At 64.4% G+C, this 2,023-nt stretch carries 2 protein-coding genes and 1 pseudogene; all 3 read left to right on the top strand.

Going from position 1 to position 2,023, the window contains the following annotated elements; all coding sequences use genetic code 11:
* Window positions 1-237 precede the first annotated feature (237 nt).
* The gene (locus AC1DJN_RS21780; protein ID WP_032976990.1) at window positions 238-1,176 is read left to right on the top strand and encodes a nucleoside hydrolase; all 939 of its coding nucleotides are present in this window, start codon (window positions 238-240) and stop codon (window positions 1,174-1,176) included.
* A gap of 87 nt (window positions 1,177-1,263) precedes the next feature.
* Entirely contained in the window at window positions 1,264-1,506 is a 243-nt protein-coding gene (locus tag AC1DJN_RS21785) for a type B 50S ribosomal protein L31 (protein WP_006389217.1), read from the top strand.
* A gap of 296 nt (window positions 1,507-1,802) precedes the next feature.
* Window positions 1,803-2,023 (top strand): annotated as a pseudogene (gene gltA, locus AC1DJN_RS21790) (citrate (Si)-synthase); the annotation flags it as partial.

Genomic DNA, 2,023 nt, shown 5'->3' on the forward strand with positions numbered 1-2,023 from the left:
GGTTGCGGGGGCGTGAGCCGCATGGATGCGGCGACCGAGCTTACATGGACGTACTTGCAGCGTCCCCCGCCACCGGACCCACCCCGCCATCCCACGGAATGCCAGCTTCTGCCGTTGCCGTTGCCGTTGCCGTTGATTCGGCGGGTGCAGGGCGCAGCCCGGCCGAACCCGAACCCCCGTACTTGCAACGGTCATCATCCCGGTCCACACTTCGTTGCCGATCTGAAGACGGCAACGATGACCAAGAAGATCCCGCTGTTGATCGATACCGACCCCGGTGTCGACGACGCACTGGCCCTGCTGATGGCCTTCGCCGATGAACGGCATGACGTGGTCGCCCTGACCATCGCCGCCGGCAACGTAGGCCTGCAGTACACCGTCCGCAACGCCCTCAAGCTCTGCGACATCGTCGGCCGCACCGACGTGCCGGTGTTCGCCGGCAGCCCCGATCCGCTGCTGCATCCATCCGTCGACGCCGCCCACGTGCATGGCCGCGATGGCTATGGCGATGTGGACCTGCCGCCGCCGAGCCGCCAGGCCGACGCCGAGCACGCCGCGCTGGCCATCCTGCGCCTGTCGCACCAGCATGCCGGCGAACTGATGCTGGTGATGCTCGGCCCGCTGACCAACCTGGCACTGGCGCTGAAACTCGATCCGACCCTGCCCCAGCGCATCAAGCGCATCGTGGTGATGGGCGGCGCAGTCACCTGCCACGGCAACATCACCCCCGCCGCCGAATTCAACATCGCCTTCGATCCGGAAGCCGCGCATGTGGTGTTCACCGCGTTCCCGCACTTGCTGGTGTCGGACTGGGAAGCCACCGTTGCCCACGGCCTGCCGTTGGCCGAAGCCGAGCAGTGGCTGGGTGCCGATTCCGATCGCGCGCGCTTCTACGAGCTGATCTCGCGCAAGACCCGTGGCCTGTCCGAAGACAGCAAGGGCGGCCGCTGGTATACCGCCGACGCGCTGGCCATGGCCTGGGCGCTGAACCCGGAAGGGCAGCTGCAGGTTGAATCGCGGCCGCTGAATGTGGAACTGAACGGCACGTTCAGCCGCGGCGCGACCATCGTCGACTGGAACCGCCAGACCGGCCAGGCGGACAACTGCGACCTGCTGATGGCCTACGACCAAGGGCGTTTCGAGGCCCTGGTACGCCAGGCCCTGGGTGCGGACTGAGGTCAGCCCCCTGCACTGGTTGCCCCGGGCGGCAACCAGTGCTTATAATGCCGCTCTTGACCACCAGCCCATTTACGGTGTGAGCCCATGAAGGCCGATATCCATCCGAACTACCGCGACGTCGTCTTCCATGACGTCACCTCCGATTTCAAGATCCTGACCCGCTCGACCATGAGCACGAAGGAAACCATCAAGTGGGAAGACGGCAACGACTACCCGCTGGTGAAGGTTGAAATTTCCTCGGCTTCGCACCCGTTCTACACGGGCAAGCACAAGGTCATCGACACCTCGGGCCGTATCGACAAGTTCCAGAAGCGCTACGCGCGCTGATACGTCGTTCCCGGTTCGAACCGACGGCCGCGCTCTGCGCGGCCGTTTGTTTTTGTCCAGCGCCTACCCAACGGGCGTTTGGATGGACGGAACACTGCGTCCTTGTGACAACGCTTTTGCCGATCCCGGCCGCTCGCTGGCAGGGTGCCGGCTGCCTGTCGTCTACGACTTCTGTCTAGCGCCCGGCAAATGCTGCTGTGCGATAATGACCTGATCCCCGGCACAGGCCGAGGACGTCATTCACGTGCCTGACCAATGCGCTTGGGCAGGCGCCTTCCCATGAAGGAGCGCACACAGTGTCCGATCTTGATCAGGTCACGCTCAACGCCGGCGATAAGTCGGTCGTTCTGCCCGTCATCAAACCCACCCTCGGCAACGACTGCGTCGACATCGCGAAGCTGACCAAGGAAACGGGGTATTTCACCTACGATTCCGGTTTCACCGCGACGGCCAGCTGCAAGTCCGCCATCACCTACATCGACGGCGACAAGGGCGTGCTGCTGTATCGCGGCTACCC

It is taken from the genome of Stenotrophomonas sp. 05L414_2, assembly GCF_056397905.1.

Bases quoted from the DNA above. Each gene is read 5' to 3' on its own strand.
- AC1DJN_RS21780 (WP_032976990.1), top strand. From the start codon at position 238: ATGACCAAGAAGATCCCGCTGTTGATCGATACCGACCCCGGTGTCGAC.
- AC1DJN_RS21785 (WP_006389217.1), top strand. From the start codon at position 1,264: ATGAAGGCCGATATCCATCCGAACTACCGCGACGTCGTCTTCCATGAC.